At 61.1% G+C, this 18907-nt stretch carries 20 protein-coding genes and 2 pseudogenes; 13 read left to right on the top strand and 9 right to left on the bottom strand.

Translation table 11 applies throughout. From position 1 onward, the window contains the following. The first annotated feature begins 14 nt into the window (after positions 1 to 14). The 13 genes and pseudogenes from J2R80_RS34270 (at position 15) to J2R80_RS43845 (ending at position 13052) form a co-directional block, all read left to right on the top strand. Complete coding sequence (locus J2R80_RS34270) at positions 15 to 1493, top strand: sugar ABC transporter ATP-binding protein (protein WP_229189103.1); 1479 nt, start codon at positions 15 to 17, stop codon at positions 1491 to 1493. Between the two features lie 15 nt (positions 1494 to 1508). After that, entirely contained in the window at positions 1509 to 2450 is a 942-nt protein-coding gene (locus J2R80_RS34265; RefSeq protein WP_141340193.1) for an ABC transporter permease, read from the top strand. A gap of 3 nt (positions 2451 to 2453) precedes the next feature. Then, entirely contained in the window at positions 2454 to 3401 is a 948-nt protein-coding gene (locus tag J2R80_RS34260; RefSeq protein ID WP_253640129.1) for an ABC transporter permease, read from the top strand. Positions 3402 to 3408: 7 nt separating this feature from the next. Further along, positions 3409 to 4092, top strand: coding sequence for an SGNH/GDSL hydrolase family protein (locus J2R80_RS34255; protein ID WP_141340192.1), 684 nt, complete (start codon positions 3409 to 3411; stop codon positions 4090 to 4092). Between the two features lie 354 nt (positions 4093 to 4446). Next, a protein-coding gene (locus J2R80_RS34250; RefSeq protein ID WP_141343507.1) for an IS630 family transposase occupies positions 4447 to 5389 on the top strand; the annotation gives its coding sequence in 2 pieces (ribosomal slippage) (positions 4447 to 4785 and positions 4787 to 5389; 942 coding nt in all). Between the two features lie 190 nt (positions 5390 to 5579). Then, on the top strand, positions 5580 to 6491 hold the full coding sequence (locus J2R80_RS34245) for a helix-turn-helix domain-containing protein (protein WP_253640128.1): 912 nt from the start codon (positions 5580 to 5582) through the stop codon (positions 6489 to 6491). Between the two features lie 246 nt (positions 6492 to 6737). Next, a complete protein-coding gene (locus J2R80_RS34240) occupies positions 6738 to 7250 on the top strand; it encodes a heme-binding protein (RefSeq protein WP_253640127.1) in 513 nt (170 codons plus the stop codon). Between the two features lie 10 nt (positions 7251 to 7260). Beyond that, a complete protein-coding gene (locus tag J2R80_RS34235; protein WP_229189060.1) occupies positions 7261 to 8310 on the top strand; it encodes an alpha/beta fold hydrolase in 1050 nt (349 codons plus the stop codon). Between the two features lie 96 nt (positions 8311 to 8406). Then, the gene (locus J2R80_RS34230) at positions 8407 to 9204 is read left to right on the top strand and encodes an ABC transporter ATP-binding protein (RefSeq protein ID WP_141340189.1); all 798 of its coding nucleotides are present in this window, start codon (positions 8407 to 8409) and stop codon (positions 9202 to 9204) included. A gap of 113 nt (positions 9205 to 9317) precedes the next feature. Continuing rightward, positions 9318 to 10031 (top strand): ABC transporter permease, encoded by a 714-nt coding sequence (locus tag J2R80_RS34225; RefSeq protein ID WP_229189057.1) that lies wholly within the window; start codon positions 9318 to 9320, stop codon positions 10029 to 10031. Between the two features lie 88 nt (positions 10032 to 10119). Next, positions 10120 to 11274, top strand: coding sequence for an ABC transporter substrate-binding protein (locus J2R80_RS34220; protein WP_253640126.1), 1155 nt, complete (start codon positions 10120 to 10122; stop codon positions 11272 to 11274). 162 nt (positions 11275 to 11436) lie between these two features. Further along, positions 11437 to 12326, top strand: a pseudogene (locus J2R80_RS43850) (dihydroxyacetone kinase subunit DhaK); the annotation flags it as partial. After that, entirely contained in the window at positions 12303 to 13052 is a 750-nt protein-coding gene (locus tag J2R80_RS43845) for a DAK2 domain-containing protein (RefSeq protein WP_375162668.1), read from the top strand. The pseudogene J2R80_RS43850 and the gene J2R80_RS43845, both read left to right, overlap by 24 nt. Positions 13053 to 13071: 19 nt before the next feature. Here the strand turns inward: J2R80_RS43845 and J2R80_RS34210 are convergent. The 9 genes and pseudogenes from J2R80_RS34210 to J2R80_RS34175 all read right to left on the bottom strand — a co-directional run. After that, positions 13072 to 13206: pseudogene (locus J2R80_RS34210) on the bottom strand (nitroreductase family protein); the annotation flags it as partial. Between the two features lie 483 nt (positions 13207 to 13689). Continuing rightward, positions 13690 to 14124: a hypothetical protein gene (locus J2R80_RS34205; RefSeq protein WP_309143782.1), complete on the bottom strand. Its 435-nt coding sequence runs from the start codon at positions 14122 to 14124 to the stop codon at positions 13690 to 13692. 23 nt (positions 14125 to 14147) lie between these two features. Continuing rightward, a complete protein-coding gene (locus tag J2R80_RS43540) occupies positions 14148 to 14297 on the bottom strand; it encodes a hypothetical protein (RefSeq protein ID WP_309143781.1) in 150 nt (49 codons plus the stop codon). A 98-nt stretch (positions 14298 to 14395) separates the two neighbouring features. After that, a complete protein-coding gene (locus J2R80_RS34200) occupies positions 14396 to 14644 on the bottom strand; it encodes a hypothetical protein (RefSeq protein WP_159109526.1) in 249 nt (82 codons plus the stop codon). A gap of 26 nt (positions 14645 to 14670) precedes the next feature. Then, positions 14671 to 15459 (bottom strand): 3-hydroxybutyrate dehydrogenase, encoded by a 789-nt coding sequence (locus J2R80_RS34195; RefSeq protein ID WP_253640125.1) that lies wholly within the window; start codon positions 15457 to 15459, stop codon positions 14671 to 14673. Positions 15460 to 15532: 73 nt separating this feature from the next. Further along, entirely contained in the window at positions 15533 to 16324 is a 792-nt protein-coding gene (locus tag J2R80_RS34190; protein WP_253641052.1) for an acetoacetate decarboxylase, read from the bottom strand. A gap of 28 nt (positions 16325 to 16352) precedes the next feature. Further along, the gene (locus J2R80_RS34185) at positions 16353 to 17525 is read right to left on the bottom strand and encodes a DUF3734 domain-containing protein (RefSeq protein WP_141340184.1); all 1173 of its coding nucleotides are present in this window, start codon (positions 17523 to 17525) and stop codon (positions 16353 to 16355) included. Between the two features lie 40 nt (positions 17526 to 17565). Further along, complete coding sequence (locus tag J2R80_RS34180; RefSeq protein ID WP_141340183.1) at positions 17566 to 18168, bottom strand: PepSY domain-containing protein; 603 nt, start codon at positions 18166 to 18168, stop codon at positions 17566 to 17568. Between the two features lie 30 nt (positions 18169 to 18198). Continuing rightward, the gene (locus J2R80_RS34175) at positions 18199 to 18906 is read right to left on the bottom strand and encodes a hypothetical protein (protein WP_253640124.1); all 708 of its coding nucleotides are present in this window, start codon (positions 18904 to 18906) and stop codon (positions 18199 to 18201) included. Between the last annotated feature and the right edge of the window lies 1 nt (position 18907).

Raw genomic sequence — 18907 nt, 5'->3', positions numbered from 1 at the left:
AACCGCTTGTCCAGATGACATCGATCTCGAAGTCCTTTGGGGGCATTGCCGCGCTCGAGAACGTCGATTTTCAACTGCTTCCCGGATCGGTTCATGCGCTCATGGGCGAAAACGGAGCCGGCAAGTCGACCCTCATGAAGGTCTTGGCAGGCGTCGTTCAGCCTGATGCCGGCATGATTCGGAAGAATGGTCACATCGTCCGCTTTGCCTCACCTCGTGAGGCGCTCGATGCCGGAGTATCGACGGTGTTCCAGGAGCACTCGCTGCTTCCCAATCTGTCGATTGCCGAGAATATGTATCTTGGCAAGGAGCCGGTCACGAAGTTCGGCACGACCGACACGGCCCGCATGGAGCGGCAGGCGAAAGACATCCTGCGTGAGCTCGGCCTGGATCTTGATCCGGCGACGCTCGTCGGAAATCTTACGATCGCGGAGCGACAATTTGTCGAGATCGCGCGTGGCATCTCGGCACGCGCCGACGTGGTCATTCTCGACGAGCCGACGGCCGCGCTCAACGCCGCCGATGTCGAGGTTCTCAATGCTCAGATTCTCGCGCTCAAGAAGGAGCAGAAGGCGGTCGTCTACATTTCTCACCGCATGGAGGAAATCTTCAAGATCTGCGACACGATCACCGTGCTGAAGGATGGTCGGAATGTCGATGCCGTGCCGGTATCGTCGATCACCCCCAAGCAACTGATCGCGATGATGGTGGGGCGGGAGCTGAGTGAGTTGTTCCCGCCGAAGCCGGATCGGACGGACGGGGAGGTCGTTCTTTCGATCGATGGCCTGCGATTGACGCCGGAGGCGACGCCCTCTTCAATCGTGCTCCGGCGCGGCGAGATCGTCGCGCTTGCGGGCCTGGAGGGACAAGGGCAGCGTGAGCTTGTCAGATCGCTCATCGGACAATATGCGCCCCACGGTGGCAAGGTGGCCGTCAGGGGGCGGGAGTTTGCCCTGCCGCTCTCGGAAGAGCTAGGCATTCGAGAGATGCAGGCGCTGGGCCTCGGCTTTGTGCCCGAGGACAGAAAGCTCGAAGGACTGTTTCTTGACCTCTCGCTGGCGCACAATCTCACCATCGGTCTGCACAGCCGGCATTTCGAGCTGAAGCCGGCCGCGGCTCATCGCGAGGTGATCGCGAACTCGATGAAGAACCTATCCATAAAGGCCGCAAGACCGTCCCTTCCGGTCAACGCGCTCTCGGGCGGAAATCAGCAAAAGGTTTTGCTGGGGCGATATCTGGCCTTGGGCGCCGACATACTGATCATCGAGGAGCCGACCCGTGGCGTCGACGTTGGCGCGAAGGCCGAGATTTACAGGCTACTTCGCGACTACGCGAACGCTGGCGGCTCGGTCGTCGTCCTCTCGCGGGAGACCCTGGAGCTGATCGGGCTTTGTGACCGCCTCTACGTGATCCACGACAAGCATGTGGTGACCGAAATGCCGGCCAGATCGGCGACCGAGCATGCCATTCTCGAAGCTGCCCTGCGTGGTTGAGCGGACACGATAGTGATGAGCCACCTTGGTCGCATGTTTCTCGGCGCAAATTCCCGGCACGGGTTGTGGACCGTTCCGCTGGTCGCGGCGCTGGCCTGTTGTGCGGGCCTGACCCTCTCGACGGCCGAGTTCGCGAGCTCGCAGAACATTCTCAACTTGGTCGCACAAGCAGCGCCACTCATCCTCGTGAGCATAGGACAGATGATCGTGATCCTCGTCAGAGGGCTCGATCTGTCGGTCGGCTCCGTCGTCAGCCTGACGACGGGAATTCTGTCGCTCAATGCTCCGGCCTATGTTTCGGTGCCCGCCGTCATCCTCGCGGCCGTGGCGATCGGGCTCCTGAACGGAATTTCAGTCACCTCGTTCAGGGTGCATCCGATCATCGCGACCCTCTCGATGACCGGCATCGTGCAGGGCGTCGCGATGTTTGTGCGCCCCTCTGCCGGCGGTGCAGTGCCATCGGAGATTCTGTTCCTCGTGAGCGGTAAGGTTTTCGGCATCTACATGCCTGTCCTATGGGTTGCTGCCGCAATCCTGGTCGCCTGGAAGGTGGTGCACGGCTCCCGCTTCGGCTTGCACCTCTTTGCGATTGGTGGAGGTGAAACGGCTGGCACCTTCGGCATCGCCGAGCAGCGCAATGTCGTCGCGGCATACGTCCTGAGTTCCTGTTTCGCCGCGGTCGCCGGGATCTTCCTGGCGGGCCGCATCGTTTCGGGCGACCCAAACATCGGGGCACAATATGCGGTGGATTCAATCACGGCCGTTGCGCTTGGCGGCACCCAGCTTGCCGGGGGGATCGGCAGCCTTCACGGCACCGTCGTCGGCTGTGCGCTTCTTGCCGTCATTGCGAACGGCATGAACCTGCTCAATGTCTCTGCCTTCATACAGACCATCGTGAAGGGGCTGATACTGCTTGCCGTCATCTCGCTTCAGCCCCGCAAGACGATTGGACTGTAGGTTATGCAGCGACTTTACAGCCTGTCTCGTGTGGCGTTGCGGATGCCGCCTTCCTACATCGTTGTTGCGGTGCTCCTCGTCACCTTGTGGATGATGCGGCCCAATCTGATGAATGTCGCGATTCTCGGCACGTTCGCCCGTCAGGTCGTGCCGCTCGGCATCGTCGTTCTGGGGCAACTGCTCGTCATCTCCTCACGCTCCATCGATCTGTCCGCCGGCGGAGTCATTCTGCTTGTCAATTACTTGATTTCTTCCGGCCTCCTTTACGACCGGCCGATTCTCCAGGTCATTCCTCTCTGCCTTGCTGTCGGACTTTCGGTCGGGCTTTTGAACGGGCTTCTCGTCGGCAAGCGAAGAGCTTCCGCCGTCATCGTGACGCTTGCGGTGAACATCGTTCTGATTGGACTGGTCGAATATCTCGCGAACGGGAAGCCGCCGGGGGACGTCCCGGACCAGTTCCGCCAGCTCTATAATGTGCGGCTCGGGACGCTGCCGGCTCCGGTCATCTTCTGGTTCGTGCTTGCCGGGCTGATGAGTGCGTTTCTCGGAAGATCGGTGTTTGGCCGTTTCGTCTGGTCGATCGGCAGCAATCCGATAGCCGCACATTTTTCGGGCGTGCCCGTCGAACGGACCGTCGTGCTAGCGCACGCGATCTCGGGACTCATGTCTGCCGTGGCTGCGCTGGTCCAGACATCCTCGATAGCCGTCGGAAGCGTGCGGTTCGGACCTGAACTCGTCATGAACTCGATCGCGGCAACGATTCTGGGCGGCGTGGTCTTCGGCCGACCCGCGCAAGTCTGGGGACCATTCGTCGGCGTGCTCTGCTTCGCTCTCTTGTTCGTGGTCATGACGACGCTGGGCGTGCAGGAGCCCGGCAAGCTCATTGTCCAGGGGCTCATCATTCTTCTCGCCGCCGTCTTCTATGGCGTTCGTTCCAAATCAAACTCGTGAGGGACCGATGACGAAACGTATCCTGTGCTTTGGAGACTCGCTTACCTGGGGATGGGTTGCCGTCCCGGAGGGCTCGCCGACGACGCGTTTTCCCTATGCGGAGCGGTGGACGGGAGCCATGGCGGCGAAACTCGGACCGGACTATGAAATCATCGAGGAGGGCTTGAGCGCACGCACGACGTCGCTCGATGATCCAGCGGATCCACGGCTGAACGGGTCGGCCTATCTTCCATCCGCCATTGCAAGTCATCTTCCGCTGGATCTCGTCATCCTCATGCTCGGGACCAACGATACGAAGAGCTATTTTCGCCGCACCCCTTACGAAATCGCGGTCGGTATGTCCAAGCTGGCGGGGCAGGTGCTCACCTCGGGCGGCGGAGTAGGAACGGTGTATCCCGCGCCCAAAGTGCTCATCGTTTCGCCGCCCCCACTCGCCGATTTGCCGGACCCGTGGTTTCAGGGAATGTTCGAAGGTGGTCGCGAGAAGACGGTTGAACTCGCCAAGCAGTACAGATCACTAGCGGCTTTCCTGAAGGTCGATTTCCTCGATGCCGGGAGCGTGATCTCGACCGATGGAGTGGATGGCATTCATTTCACTGCCAAAAACAATGCTGACCTTGGAATGGCGCTCGCGGAAAAAGTGGCGGACATCTTTTCCGTCACCCAGAAGCGGGAGATGGTGTTGACGTAGTCCGCGTCAACGAGGGCATGCTGCCTTCAGCCCGCTGCGATGGCCGCTTTTGCGAATTGCGCCGCGCCACTGCCGCGTGCGCTCCGTTGTCCCGCTTGGGACGTTCCTCCCTGGACTGGTCATGGACGCCATGACCGAGCCCGCTCCTCTTGCGAGGAGCGGGCTTTTTTTGGGGCCAGCCGAGGCCGTGACAAGGTGGTCCTACCTTCAAGGAGATCGTGAACCTCGCTTATTCTTCGCCCCACGAGAAGCTAGAGCGGTTTCCAGTTGAGGTGAATCGGAACAGTCAAAGGGGATTCCCACGGGCACGCAAATCAGATTCGGTGTTGCCCGCGACAACATGCGGGGCATGCGATGGCGAAGGGATACTCCAAGGACCTCAGGGTGCGTGCGGTTGAGCTTGTTGAGTCCGGCGAAAGCGCACGTGAGGCTGCGCGCATTCTCAATCTCGGCGCTTCGACTACGATCCGATGGATGGATCGTTGGAGGAAGACCGGAAACGTTGAGGCCAAGCCCGGCACCGGGCACAGCCGCTCGCCGTTGGAGCAGCACAAGCAGTGGCTGATCGAGCTGATCGCCGCGGAGCCGGACCTGACGCTCGAGGAGATCCGCGCGCGTCTGCGCTCTCAGAGAAAGCAAAAGGCCGGCATCGGTTCGATCTGGCGTTTCTTCGACCGTCACAGCATCACCTTCAAAAAAAACACTGCACGCCGCCGAGCAGGATCGACCTGACGTCGCTGCCGAGCGTGCCGCGCTGAAAGCCGAGCAGCCCAAGCTGCGTGCACCGCGCCTCATCTTTATCGACGAGACTGCGGTCACGACGAAGATGGTCCGGCACTATGGGCGCTCTCCTCGCGGTGAGCGCCTCGTCTCTGGCGTGCCCCATGGTCACTGGAAGACGCTGACGCTTGTCGCCGCGCTGCGCATCGATGGCCTCACGGCGCCCTATGTCATCGACGGTGCAATGGATGGGCCCTCGTTCCTGGCTTATGTCGAGCAAGTCCTGGCGCCGACCTTGCGCAAGGGCGACATCGTCTTCATGGACAACTTGCGCACTCACAAGATCGCCGGTGTCCGCGAGGCGATCGAGGCTGTCGGCGCCCGCGTGCGTTATCTGCCGGCCTACTCGCCCGACCTCAATCCAATCGAACAGGCCTTCTCCCGGTTGAAAGCTGCGCTGCGCAAAGGCGCCACCCGCACGGTCCAAGCCCTGCTCAAACTCATCGGCAAACTCGTCAAGTCGTTTGCGCCGCAGATGTGTGCCAACTACTTTAGGCATGCTGGATACACCAGATGATCCACATCATGTGGAAAATGCTCTAGGACAAAAACGACACTATCGATCCTGCACTGGCCGATCCGGATTTGACTTGGAAGGGGGGTGGCATAAGATCGAAGGAAGAGCATCTTGTCGCCCGGTGCCCATCTCCCGCAAATTTCGCCAGCCGTACGCCCGCGAGATGGGAAGTCGAAACAGGGAGGAGTTGTTGGGCGCGCAAAGCCATGAAGCGTGGCATATCCCAACCTTTGCAGACGATTTCCGCGAGGATGTCTTTGTAAAGCAGCGGAAGCTGCGCACCCGGCTTCTTGATTGTGGTGCGATCCGCAACGCCCATGCGCGCGATCTGGCCGCCCACATGCTTCTGTATCTTGATGACCTGTCGGGCTGCTGGTCGATTGCGACCAGCTGGCTGCGGGCCGAGCTTCGATGTCAGCGTGTCGACACCGGCTTCGGAATGCGCGAGGCGAGGGACTATTTCCCGGGTTTCGCTGAAGCAAAAGACGCGAACTACGACGTTCCCTCGTTCGGCGGCAAAGCCGTCGATAATCGGGATGTCGCGATGCAGGCGATGTGGCTGGATCCCCACCCGGTGATCTTTGCCGATATCAAGCAGGATAGCCGCATCACGATGCGACTGCGGCAAAGGCTTGCGGGAGCCCGGACGAAGTCGAAGTTCGCCTGGGCGCTTCGGACCGGACGCGGCAGCTACGGCCTGATCTGCGCCGACTGGACTGAACATTTTGCCCCCTGGGAATCTGGCCTGTACGACTGTTTCGAGCAGACGGTGGTCGATGTCCTCAACCCGATCGTGGCCGTTGCCAAGGAGATTGCCGATCGAGATCCGGTGAGCCGGAATGGAGAGGCGCAGGGTGGCGATCCACTGACCTTGTCCATGGGCCTTTCGGCGCCGGCCTGGCTGGCAACTCTTACGCAATCAGAAATCGAGGTTGCCTCGCTGGTCGCGAAGGGCATGAGCTACAAGGAAATCGCCAGGGTTCGCCGCAGGTCCTTTTCCACGATCGATCATCAGCTCAGAAGCATCCGGCAGAAGACCGGCGTTTCAAGCACCTCCGCCCTGGTCAGCCTGCTTGCGCGGACCGAGTTGCTGCCGGTCTGAAGCACCGCGGGAGCAGCGCCGACGAAGGTCGCATTCGTGACATCGCGGAGCGAACGCCTCTCCTGACGAAAACCGGCAATGCCATGATGTTGGATCGATGAAGCCATGCTTCGCCGATTCCGATTGGTATCGCGAACCTTCGCGATAGATGGCCCCACGCGTCGCTTGGTAGACCCGTATTGCACGCGAACCGTCGTGCCGCGCTGAATCATCCTGGACGAATGGTCTTGCGAAGGGGGAGGCGAGATGACCAGACAAATGCTTGCGGCAGCAATGCTCATGGCTTGCTTGCCAACGCTCAGCGTGGCCGAGGGCTCAAAGAGCAAGCCGATACTTACCTATAACGCGGCTGAAGCGATGATTGCAGCCTGTTTCGCTGCGCAGGCGGCCGCCGGATACGCGAAGGTGAATGTCGTCGTGGTTGACGACGGGGGGCGGCTGATTGCCGCCGCGCGACAGGATGGGGCCTGCAAGGCCTGCACGGACATTGCGCAGAACAAGGCGATCACGTCGTCGCTGTATGCTGCACCGACCCGGACCTTTGCCGACCTGTCTTTTGGTGTGAAGCGCGATGGCGTGAACGCCGGATTGCCGGGTGCGGCCTTTGTCCCTGGCCTTGTGGCGTTTGCAGGCGGCCTGCCCATAAAGACCGCGACAGGCGATGTCGTCGGCGGGATCGGTGTCAGTGGCGGCAGCGAGGATCAGGACGAAAGCTGCGCGCAAGCAGGTCTCAATACAGTGTCGAAAAGCCTGAACTGAGAGCGGCGCCATGATCAACAACCCGTTCTACGGCCCCGAGACGCAGGGCAATTTCAAGCTCTACGATCTCGGCAATCTGATCCTGGAAAGCGGCGAAACCCTCCGCGGAGCAAAGCTTGCCTACCGTACCTTCGGGAGGCTGAACGCAAGGAAATCCAACGCCATTCTGGTGACGACCTGGTTCTCCGGAACCGGCAAGGTGATGGAGGACGTATATGTCGGCCAGAGCCACGCGCTTGATCCGGACCGGTACTTCATTGTCATCGTGGATCAGCTTGGCAGCGGCGTGTCATCGTCGCCGCAGAACACGCCCGCGCCACAGGCGATGGCGAAGTTTCCGAAGCTTGCCATTGGCGACGATGTCCGCGCCCAGCACCGGATGTTGACAGACCTGTTCGGCATCGAACGGCTCGCGCTTGTGGTCGGTGGGTCGATGGGCGGGCAACAGGTTTATGAATGGGCCGTCGCCTATCCGATGATGGTTGAACGGGCAGCGCCGATTGCTGCGACGGCCCGCATTTCGCTGCACCAGCAGGTTTTTGTCGAAACCCTGAAGGAGGCGATCACGTCGGATCCCTGCTGGAACGGCGGCTGGTACGCCTCGGGCGTCGTTGTGCGCGAGGGCATGGACCGGATGGCGCGGATCGTCGCGACACTCGCCTGGTCCACGCAGTTCTACCAAGAGGAGCGGTGGCGCAGCATAATTGGCATGTCGTCGCTTGACGATTTCATCAACGGTGTGATGAAGGCCTATTTCGAGCCGATGGATCCCAATGTCCTGTTGTGTGAGATGCACAAGTGGCAACTGGCCGACGTATCGCGGCACACCGCGGGTGATCTCGCTCGAGCGCTGGCGCGGGTGAAGGCAAAGACAATGGTCATGCCGATCAGCCACGACAGTTTCTTTCCTCCGCAGGAATGCGAGGCCGACTATCGACTTGTCCCGCACGCTTTGTTTCGGGTGATCGACTCACCTGAAGGGCACATGGGCCTGAACGGATTCGAACCGCGATACATGGAGCAGGTTGATCGTTACTTGAACGAGCTGCTAGCCACCTGACGATTTCTACACTCAGTTTTGAATCTCCCCCGAGCGCCGTCGCTTCGGGGAACGGGCGGGCATGTCCCGATTACCGCGCCTGAGGACGCGTGCAAGATGCAACAGACCAAAGGCAAGGCGCTCAACGTCAGAGGCGCTACCAAGACCTACAGGACACAATCGGGCGAAGTCCATGCACTGAAGGACGTCGATCTGACCGTGCGGCAGGGCGAATTCATCGCCGTCGTTGGTCCCTCGGGTTGCGGCAAGACCACGCTGCTTTGGTCGATCGCGGGATTGCACAAGCTGACCTCAGGCGCCATCGCCCTTGGCGAGGAATGGATCACCGGCCCGCATCCAAGTATCGGCATGATGTTTCAGGAAGCGAATCTTCTGCCCTGGCGGACGATCCGCAAGAACATCGAGCTTCCGTTCGAGATTCGCCGAACACGCCCGGACGCAGCGCGGATCGATACGTTCCTGCAGCGGGTCGGGCTGGGCGGTTTCGGCGACAGGATGCCTCGTGAACTGTCGGGAGGGATGCAGCAGCGCGCGTCCATCGTGCGCGCGCTGGCCAGTGACCCCGCGGTCCTGTTGATGGACGAACCCTTCGGGGCGCTCGACGCCTTCACCCGTGACGAGATGAACAAGCTGGTGGAGGAGATCTGGCTCGAGTCCCGCAAGACGGTGATCCTGATCACCCATTCGATCGCAGAGGCGGTGTTTCTGGCCGACAAAGTCTACATCATGAGCGCGCGGCCGGGCCAAATCGCGCGAATGGTGGACATTCCGTTTCCGCGGCCGAGGTCTCTGGCCCTGATGGAATCGCGCGAGTTCTTCGACCTCGTAAACATGATCAAGCACGACATTCAGCACCAACGGCCGGCCACGCCAGCGGTCGTCATGGCAAGATGAGGGGTGCCAGCATGAGCCAGACAACCCAGACCGGTGCCGGCATCGCGGGCGCAACGGGAATTGCCAGCGGGCTTGGTGACCAGGGAGCCAAGGAAGTCGCCGCGATCATCGCGGTGGCCCTGCTCGTCATCGGCGGAGGAGAGTTGCTGCTGCGTCTGTTCGAGGTGCCGCGATACATCCTGCCTGCCCCCTCGGCCATCGCCAGCGTGTTTTTCTCCCAGGAGATCTCGACTATCTGCGCACACTATTCCTTCACGCTGATCGAGCTCTTTGCTGGCTATGCCATCGGTGCGTCGATCGGGTTGCTCCTCGCTGCGGTCATTACGCAATTCCCGTTCGTGGAAAAAGTGATCACGCCCTACATCCTGCTGCTGGTGACCACGCCGATGCTGGCGCTCGTGCCGCTCTTGATCTTGAATTTCGGCTTCGGATTCACGCCGAGGATCATCGCTGTCTCTCTTGCGTCTGGTCCGATGGTGATGATCAACGCAGCCACCGGATTTCGGCGTGTCGATGCGATGAAGATTGCGCTGGCGCGATCCTGCGGGGCGTCGACCCTCCAGATCTTTACCAAGATCCGCATTCCGATGGCCATGCCGATGGTGATCGTTGGCCTGATGATCGGGGCGATCTTCGGCATGATCACCGCTGTCGGCGCCGAGATGTCGGGCGGTGGGTTCGGGCTTGGCAGCCGCCTGACGACTTATTCGTCAACGCTTCGCATGCCGGAGTTCTTTGCTTGCATCGTGATCCTCGCTGCCACCGGGATCACGATCTACGCCTTCTTTTTCTGGCTCGGAAAAAGGCTGGCCGGCTGGGAAAGCTGACTACAAACGGGCGAGACGCCGCGCGCGACCCGGGAAAGACAAACACTGCGGCCCAACCAACGAGGGAGGAGACCCTATGGCTCACCAAATGATGACACGTCGGCGGCTGCTGCAGGTCAGCGCCACCGGCCTTGTGACCACCACCGTTCTCGGCGGCGGCCTGCTGACCCCCGGCCCGGCCCAGGCCAAGCCCTACAAATCACCCTTCACCTGGATTTCGCCGCGCGGCACGATCGAGGTGATGGACGACTACCCTTACTGGGTGGCCAAGAAGATGGGCTACTTCGGTGACCTTGGGGTAGAGACCGGTATGGAGCCAGGCCCCTCAGACGGGACCGCGGTGGTGAAATTCCTGGCGGTGCAACAGGCCGACATCGGCTTTCCCTCGCCGGGCGTCCTGTCGTTCGCAGTCAACGCGGGGATGGACCTCGTCTCGGTCTTCGGCAGCGGTTGTCTCGATCTCTTCAACGTCGCTTTCCGCAAAGGCGAGGGAGTGAAGGATCTGAAACAGCTCGAAGGCAAGACCGTGCTTCTGGGGTCCGCCGCCTGGCAGTCGATCTGCGACCCAATGTTCGCCGCCGTCGGCGTCAATCCCAAGAAGATCACCTATGTCGAGGCGGGCTGGCCGACCTGGACAACTGCGCTTGCCGGCGGGCAGGGGCATGCCTGCCTCGCATGGGAGGGCCTAAGGGCTGATCTCGGCGCAAAGGGCCTCGATTTCGACTACTGGCTGGGCATGCGCGGCTCACCCCTGCCGTCGAATTCGTTGGTCGTGCGGAGGTCCGATCTCGAGGATCCCGATCGGCTGAAGTTCCTGAAGAAGTACCTGAAGGGCTGGGCGATGGGCAGCGAATTCGCCGACCGCAACCCGCGCGCCGCCGCAGATATCGTCTTCAAGGCGTTGCCGACGACCAAGGCAAACTACGGTCCGCGGGCAGGCACAGAAAGCCTCATGCAGATTCACCGCACCTTCAAGGGCAATATGGCGGCACGCGCGGGCTGGGGAGAGCACAACATTCCGGCCTGGGACAATTTCTTCAAGATACTGAAGGCCATCGGCCAGTCGAATATCGACATCGATACCACCCGCTATGTCACCAATGAATTCATCGCTGGAGCGAATGAGTTCGACAAGGCGAAGGTTCATGCCGATGCTGACGCTTATGCACTGCCCAGTGACCTTGCGGCGATCGACATGGCCGACGTCGAGGCGAAATTCTACAACAACGTGATCAACGGATAGAACCAGCGACGCTGGCGGCGTGCGTACCGAAGCATGGCGCGATCCCGGTCACCTGAAGGACCAGGCACAGGCATCGGCCATGCCACCTCGCCGGGCACTCACCTCCCGATGCCCGGCGAGGAGTTGCATTCGACCTGATGCCCAAACCAAGAGACGATCAGAATGGCGCAGTTCATCAACTCCAAGGAACACATCGTTCAAGAGGCACTTGACGGCTTGGTTGCCGCTTCTGGCGGCCAGCTTGTCAGGTTGGACGGTTACCCATTCATACGCGTGATCGCCCGGTCGGATTGGGATCAGTCCCGCGTCGCCGTGATCTCCGGCGGCGGGTCCGGGCATGAGCCGGCACACGCCGGCTTTGTCGGCCCGGGCATGCTGACGGCGGCGTATGTGGCGACGTCTTTGCCTCTCCGTCCGTTGACGCGGTGTTGGCAGGAATCCTGGCCGTGACAGGAGCTGCCGGCTGTGTCCTCATCGTCAAGAATTACACCGGCGATCGCCTGAACTTCGGTCTTGCTGCTGAACGGGCACGAGCACTGGGCAGGAAAGTGGCCATGGTGATTGTCCAGGACGATATCGCCATCCCGGACATCAGCCGTCCTCGGGGTATCGCTGGAACGCTCTTCGTGCACAAGATCGCCGGAGCAGTGTCCGAGAGCGGAGGCGACCTCGAGGCCGTGACTGCGGCCGCGCGTCGCGCGGCCTCCAATGTCATGAGTATCGGGATGTCGTTGGACACTTGCACGGTGCCCGGTTCGCCCAAGGAAAACCGAATCCGGCCGGGAGAGATTGAACTGGGGCTTGGCATCAACGGCGAAGCTGGCGCTGCGAAGTTGCCCTATCTCGGTGCACGTCAGGCCATGGCTGACGCGGTCGCGAGACTTGTCCCAAGAATGAGCGGGAGCGGCTATGCGGCGCTTCTGAACAATCTCGGCTCTACGACAGCCCTTGAAATGTCGGTTCTTGCACAAGAATTGCGGCAGTCCGCGCTCGGCCCTGCGGTGTCCCATATCGTTGGTCCTGCCTCGATGATGACGGCCCTCGACATGCATGGCTTTTCGCTCACACTCTATTCGCTGAGCGCCGAGGACGAAAAACTGCTGACCACAGAAACGCCACTGCGTAGCTGGCCGGGGCTTCAGCCTTTCGTGGCGCCTTGCATCGTGCCCTTGCCCGATGGGTTGGCTCGCGTGCGGCCAACGCCTTCCGCCGATCCTGCGACCGAGGAATTCCTCATCCGGTGCTGCAAGGCGCTGATCGCCGCCGAAGCGGATCTGAACGCGCTCGATGCCAGAGCAGGAGATGGCGATACCGGAACAACCCTTGCGAGCGCGGCGAGCGCCTTGATCCAAAACGTCGGTCAGCTTCCGCTGTCGGACCCCACGCAACTCTATCGCACGCTGGGGCAGGAGCTCAGCCAGACCATGGGGGGCTCGTCGGGTGTCCTGCTCGCGATCTTCTTCGCTGCGGCAGGCGATGCGGTATCAAGCGGCCACAGCCCGATCGACGCGCTCAAGGTTGGATTGGCCAGGATGCAGGAGGTGGGTGGCGCGCAACCGGGTGACAGGACCATGATCGACGCGCTACTGCCCGCCCTTGATGCCTTGCCGCAGGGGCTGAACGACGCAGCTCGCGCAGCAAGAGAGGGTGCGAACCTGACGGCCACCATGTCCAAGGCGCATGCTGGAAGAGCCGTCTACATCAGCGCGGAACGGTTGACAGGGCATGCTGACCCCGGGGCGGAGGCCGTTGCGAGATTGCTTGAGAGCTTGTGCTAAGTCGGCATTGAACGAGTTGCCAGGGCTGGGTGTTCATCGACAACAGAAAGGGCATCGCCAAACCAATGATTTCCGCAATCAGCGCCTTGGGTACTGGATCAGGTTTGTAACCGCGGATACTCCTGCGACCGCGGATAACATCGTCAAACTGCATCTGAGTGGTGGGATGGTGAAATTGTGCCGCGGATTTGCCCGACGTGTCGAGGTTTCGGTGCAAGCCGTCGGTTGCGGCGGGCCGCCGGCTACTTTGCATGGGGTTGTTTTCGATATTTGGCGGAAGCTGCGGCGGCGCCGACCGAACGGCTCTTCAGGCCGGTGCTCAAATCGTGGGTTTTGGTCTGGAAAGGTCGGGAATTCCAGATCTTTCAATGGGGATTGACTGACACTCTCTCCGCCATTTCTACGATCTCGTGCGCCGGTTTACGATCTTGTCCGATTTCGTGCGCCTTGAATTCGTTGTTCGTATCGGGATGCATGCCAAGGGCTAGCTATGACACTCCAAGGTCGCAACTCCGAATGCATCAATCGGAGGCAGGACGACAAAGCCTGGCATTAGCACACGAACATGGCTCAGCTTGATAGGTCCAATGCTCGTTTAACTGCGCCCCGGGATATGTCTCTGGTAAAGCGAGCGCGCTCAGCTCTTCGAGCTAGAGCCCTTCAGCGCATTCCAAGCCGCTTGGTTGGCCCGATCGAACGCGTTGCGGGATTCCGCGAGCGCTGCGCTCAGCACGGACGATGACTCGCTGCCGGCCTGCTTTAGCTGCTGCAGACGCGCTTCCGCCTCTGATGCATCGGATTTCATCTGCTTGAGGGCTGCATCAAAGTCCCCGGTGTGGGTCGCGGCCACCTTGCCGGCCGCCTCGCGGAACGTGTCTGCGGCCTCGCGCCAAGCCTTTGCCTGCGCGGCGGCGATGTCCTTGAAGGTCGCTTGCTGCTGTTCGAGCTGCTTGCCGGCGCTTTCGAAGTAGGTCTTCATCTGCGCCTCGAACCCGCTCCATTGCTTCTCGAGTTCTGTCCTGCTGCGTGCCCAGGCCGCTTCGCCGGCTTCGGTTTGCGCCTTGAGCTGCACCTGGAATTCGTCGCGGCGCTTCTTCAGATCGGCGATGATCTGCCTGCTTTGACCTTGGACTCGGCCTTCGCCTGCCCGGCCTTCATCTCGAACGAGGCGAGTGCGGCATCCATCTCGTCGATGCGCTCCTTGGCCCAATTCAGGTAAAAATGCACGTTGCTCTGCTCTGACATGATCGTCTCCGCTCGGTGCTCGAATTGAATGATCTCCCAAGTCAATTCTGCAGATGTTGACTTGAGTCAACCGCCCCGATTGTCTGATGCAGCGTCCCTCAGGCCGCGAGATAGGGAAACAGCCTTGCCTCATCACCGTGCGCCGTTGACCAAGTGCGCGACGGTCCGCGAGCCATCGCTGCGTAGAAGTCGCTCGGAGCCATCAACTCGGCGTCGCCTGGCAGCACATCCTCATTGAATATCTCCTCACAGGCGCGGAGAGCGTTCGCAAGGCGGTTATCTTCCGAAGGGTTGAGCTGGAAACGGCGTATCGTCTCGTTCCGGTTGGCTCGCCTGACAGGGGACATGATTGAAGCTCCGTGAATTGAACTGGCTAGGCGACGGTCCAGCCCCCATCCATCGAGAGGTTGGCGCCCGTGATTTGAGCGGCATCGTCGCTGCACAGGAACAGTGCCAGCGAAGCAACCTGTTCGGCGGTGACGAACTCCTTCGTTGGCTGCGCGGCGAGCAGGACATCATTGATGACTTCATCCCGCCGCATGCGCCGGGCCGCCATCGTGTTCGGAATTTGCTTCTCGACGAGCGGCGTCCAGACGTAGCCGGGGCTGATGCAGTTGCAGGTGATCTTCGAGCGAGCGAGTTCCAGCGCGACGGTCTTGGTAAGGCCCGCAATGCCGTGCTTGGCTGCGACATAGGCCGACTTGAAGGGCGAGGCGACCAGCGAATGCGCCGAGGCCGTGGTGATGATGCGGCCCCAGCCGCGCTTCTTCATGCCTGGTACCGCCGCGCGGATGGCATGGAAAGAGGCAGACAGGTTGATCGCGATGATCGCATCCCACTTCTCGGCGGGGAATTCCTCGATCGGCGAAAGGTGCTGGATGCCGGCGTTGTTGACCAGGATGTCAACGCTGCCGAAGATCTCCTCACCGAGAGCGATGAGCTCGGCAATCTCGCTTGGCTTCGCCATGTCCGCGGGTGAGTAGATCGCCCTGACCGTGAAATCGCGTTCGATCGCGGCACGCTCCTGCTCGACATCGGCAGGCGCGCCCATGCCGTTGATGACGACGTTGGCGCCCGCGCCGGCAAAGGTTCGCGCGCACGCGAGGCCGATGCCGCTGGTCGAGCCGGTGACGACAGCTGTCTTTCCGTTCAGAAATCCCATTTCGTACACTTTCCTCACTACACATGCGAATGACGATAGCTGCTGCGCCGGAGTTCGCGACGCCCAGTTGAACTTAAAAGACCAAGGCGTTCTCACCGGCTCGAATCGAGCCGCGAGCCGGCTGCTGCAAATAGTCGTGCACCACCTTTCCGAGGCCGAGCGTAAGGTCGGCGCGGATGTGGACGGCAGAGATGATCTCCAGGACCGGAAGGTCGGCAACGGGCGCCAGGGCGTGGGGCGCCAAGGCGAGGGCCGCGGGTCCGGCCCAGGCACCCTTCAGCACGATGTCTTCTAGATGATATTGGACGAGCTCGCAGATGCGGGGGCTGCCGTCGACATGTGGGATGATCTTGAGCAGGAAGTTCGGCTCGTTCAGGGCCGCCTTGATTTTCGACAAGTCGGCCGCGCGATGCTTGTAGCCCATCGTCCCGGTCGCAACCCGGAGCGGGCCGTAATCCAGCGTGCCGATCAATGTGTCGATCTCGGTTCGCAATGTCGGCTGGGCGAGCTTCTTCGGAAAGCCCCATAGCTCGCGCCCGCCCGCAATGGGGCCTTCGTCGTTGAGGAACATGCAATGCGTATAGCCGCCCTTGCGTCCGCGGAAGGAGACGGGGATGACCTGTCCGCTTTCCGTGTAATCGCCAAAGCCGTTCGAATCCGGCATGCGAATGAATTCATATTTGACCAGAGCTTCTCGCACGTCGACCTCAAGCGGCTCAGGAACCACCGCCTGGAGCTTGGCCGGATCGGTGCGATAGGTGATGATCAGGTATTCGCGATCGACGAACCGGTAAGGCCCGGGCGGATAGGCCGGGTTGGTCAGCGGCATCGCAAAGGCTCGTTGTTTCACGTCAATCTCGCGCATTTGTGCTCTCCAGGCGGTTGGGGTGGGCCTACTCGCGGCCGTCTTGTTCGAGATCAAACGTGAAGACCCCGTCGGGGCTCGAAGGCCGCGCGAGCACCTCGGGATGGCGCAGCGTGCGCAGCGCGTCGTGGTAGCCGGCTTGCCAGTGGTCCTGCATCGAAAGGCGCGAGAACTCGTAATCCTTGGAGTGCCCCTCGTGATTGCGCGCGCGATAGATCAGATGGACGATGTTGTAGACGTTGCGGGACACTGCCGTGCTGAGGAGCTTTACGTTCTCGTGCTGGCTGAGATCGTCAGGCAGTCGGCCAAGCAGATCCGTGAGTGCGCGCCGCAGGCGCTGCACGCGCTTGAATTGGTCGGTGCTGGCGCGGGTGCGGCTGGAATACTGGATCTCCTTGTGTCGCGTGACGACTTCAGCCATGTTGCGCGGAAGTTGACCGCGGGCGCTCCAGAGGTCGACCTGGAACGCAAGCATGTCCTGCGGGGCATCAGACTCGATCACCCATTGCAGCGGTGTGTTGGAGACGAGACCGCCGTCCCAATAGTGCTCCCCCTCGATTTCCACGGCGGGGAAGCCCGGCGGCAGCGCGCCGCTTGCCATGATATGCTCGGGCCGGATCGTATGGGTCGTGTTGTCGAAATAGACGAAATTCCCTGTTCGTACGTTGACCGCGCCCGCGCTGAAGCGCGTCGTTCCGTCATTGAGACGATCGAAATCGACCAGGCGCTCCAGCGTCGTCTTGAGTGCGCGTGTGTCGTAAATACTGGTCGCATCGTTGGCGCCAGCGAGCTGCAGCCAGGGTGGGATGGGGCGGGCGGAAAAAAATCCGGTTGCGCCGCACGTCGCTGCCAGGCCGGCGCTCATTTGATTGATGAGGTTGCGCGTGTTGTCGCTCTTCGCCCAATCAAGGAAAGGTGTTCCGGATAAGTCCCAGGGCGCCGTTGAAGTGACCTGGGTCCAGAAGTCGCGCAGGCGCTCGACACGGGACTCAGGCGGGTTGCCCGCGATGATGGCGGCGTTGATGGCTCCGATCGAAATGCCGGCGACCCAATCAGGATGAATGCTGGCTTCGGCCAAGGCTTCGTACACGCCCGCCTGATAGGCGCCGAGCGCGCCACCGCCTTGCAACAGCAGCGCGATGCAGTCAAAGGGTAACCGTCGTTGCGCGGAAAAGAGCTCGGATCGAGGCTGGAAGTTCATGGTGCGGTTGCTCTTGAGTTTTGCGAAGTGAACACGCGTTTCAGCGCTGGCTTGCGCTCTGCTTTCCAACTTTGCTCGGCTCGAGCATCACTTCCTTCAAATGGTCCCCGGCGGCGACGACGACCACGAAATTCAACCTGCCTTCTTGTCTCACGAGACCACCGGCGAGCGCACTGCCGGCCGCAGCTCTTTCGGCGACTTGCACCGCATCCGACAGTTCCTGCTTGCTCCATTTCAAGGCAATCATCTTGGCGAGATCGTCCCGATCGAGCTCCTTCAGGGAAGACGCCAGCTCCTTGCCCGTGACGCTTCCGGTATTTGCATCGATGGCGTTCTCCCACACGTTTTCATTTCTCATCGTGCGAACGCGGTAGACGGGTGGGTTGGCGAGTTCAAAGCTGATGTCGGCAGTCTTCGAGCCGTCATGCAGACGCTCGGCGATCTCCATTGCCCGGCTGAGCGGGACTCGTATGGTGCGGAATTTCGTGAGTACGCGCCGGATCGCAGCGTCCTCGGCTTCGCTTTGCGCCGTCGCGCTCGGCCTGTCCCCGTTTGCGGGATTTTGTGCCACGTCGGCAACCGCGCCGGTCGTCGTGAGCGCAGCGGACCATACAATCAGGGCAAACAAATGCTTCTTCGACATTGGTGAACCTCGTTTAGATTGGTCGACCGCCTACCAAAGGCGAGTGAGGGCGAACGTATCGCTGCAAGAGCTGTGGCCTGCCGAGCCGCAAGATCCCGCAGTGCCATGCGGTGTCGCGCGCCGCGCGGCTTGCCGTCGTTTCTCGGCAGATAGGTGAGAAAGCTTGTGGGTTATCTCCGGCGAAGCCAATGCATTGGAATTTCGGGAGACGTCCTCGACCGCCGACTGTGCAAGACTGTTGCGCGGTTGTGGGGGCATCGTCACGGGAGAAACCTCGTCTTCATCGGTTTGAACGTCCGAGCCCGTGCTTTGAATCGTATCGGGTGCATGGTCCGGCTGCGTAGTGGCTGCGGCGATCTCCTTGTCAGCGGATGACGGCAGGAGCTGATTGGTATCGATCACGACGCGCTCCGGTCCCTTGAGGCCGGAGTGGACGCGAATTGAAGGCCGCACAGCATCTGGTCCGGCAAAGTGGTCCGGGAGCTGCACCGGCAGCACCCAGTCGGTCGCCAGAAGCAAGCAGACCAGGGCGCCGCCAACCGTAAGAAAATAGCCGCGCAAGGGAAGGCCGTGATCAGTCGATCGGCTCGCGCGCATGAACTCGAGGGATCGTCGGTTCACGGCACGCGTCGCCTGGCAGCGGAATAATTCAGTCTCATTGTCGGATACTCCAAAGGGCGCGATGCCGGCTCGCGTGCTCGGCATTTGCCACTTCAAAACTTCGGCGATGTTCGGCACG

Source organism: Bradyrhizobium sp. USDA 4541 (genome assembly GCF_024171085.1).
GTDB classification, from domain to species: Bacteria; Pseudomonadota; Alphaproteobacteria; order Rhizobiales; family Xanthobacteraceae; genus Bradyrhizobium; species Bradyrhizobium australafricanum.
The sequence above is the reverse complement of the archived record's forward strand: the minus strand, read 5'-3'. Positions and strand labels throughout refer to the sequence as shown.